This is a genomic window from Halanaerobium sp. (genome assembly GCF_003070835.1).
In genome coordinates this window covers 1-1,132 of the sequence record NZ_QBLR01000494.1, presented here as the reverse complement: position 1 = coordinate 1,132, position 1,132 = coordinate 1, and the positions used below count along the sequence as shown (strand labels likewise).

1 protein-coding gene is annotated in these 1,132 nt (G+C 41.9%); it reads right to left on the bottom strand.

All coding sequences use genetic code 11. The features are described from left to right. A partial coding sequence (locus CI949_RS20750) for a nitrite/sulfite reductase (protein ID WP_290769943.1) occupies positions 1-1,132 on the bottom strand: 1,132 nt, incomplete at both ends.

Genomic DNA, 1,132 nt, shown 5'->3' with positions numbered 1-1,132 from the left:
TTTCTCGTTTGGCCTTTCCTTCAAATCCAATTTTCCCGATATGATGCTGACCACAGGAATTGGGGCAGCCGCTGATATAAATCTGGGGTAAAAGATCACATTTTTGCTGTTCAATTTCTAAGAGATTTTCCCTAATTGCCTCCGCCAGATTTGGTGAATGACAGAGACCCAGTCTACAGGTAGAAGCTCCCTTACAGGCAACTGCCGATAATGCATCAGAATCAAGCAGACTCTGATTGACTGCTGCTAAATCTTCTTTTAAGTCCTCAAGTTCAGATTCCTTAACCCCTCTTAAAAGTAAGCCCTGCTTATTGGTAGTTCTCAAACTCAAATCATATTTATCCAGCAGCTTAATTAAATCCATTACTTCCTGATAATTTAAATCTCCATTGAGCGGATTTAAATTCAAAACAGATGCTGCTTTTTTAGGTGTAATTTTATCTTTATAATAGTCAAGATCAGTAAATTTTAATTCACCGGTCTCGGCTTCTGCTTTAACCTGCTCAAAGTATTCCAAAAATAATTCTTTAAATTTAGCTTCTCCAAAACGGCGGCGGACAAAACGTAGACGCGCCTGATTCCTGTTATTGCGATCACCATAGCGGTCAAATAATCTTTTGATTGCTTCTGCCACAGCAAAAATTTCATTTTCTGCCACGAAATCAAGCAGCTTAAAAGCCACTGCCGGCTGATTACCCATTCCTCCAGCTGCATAAACCTCAAAACCCCTGCGGCCATCCTGAAGAGTGGCAATAAATCCTAAGTCATTAATTGTTGCCAGTCCCTGGTCCTGATGGCTGGCCGAAAATGCAATCTTGTACTTTCGGGGCAGATTAAAAGAAGAACGATCTCCCAGTAAATATTCACTTAAGGCCAGACAGTGAGCAGTTGTATCAAATCTACCTGCCGGATCAACACCAGCTGCAGGAGAGTTCATTATGTTGCGGACCGTATTACCTCCACCACCACGCGGACTCAATCCTGCCTCTAAAAGTTTATCTAAAACTTCTGCACTCTCATCTATCTCAATCTTGTGCAGCTGAATATCCTGTCTGGTGGTAAAATGCAGATAGCCAGCACCATAGTCTCTACTCAACTCGGCCAGCAGTCTAAACTGCTTCTCTGTCAAAAA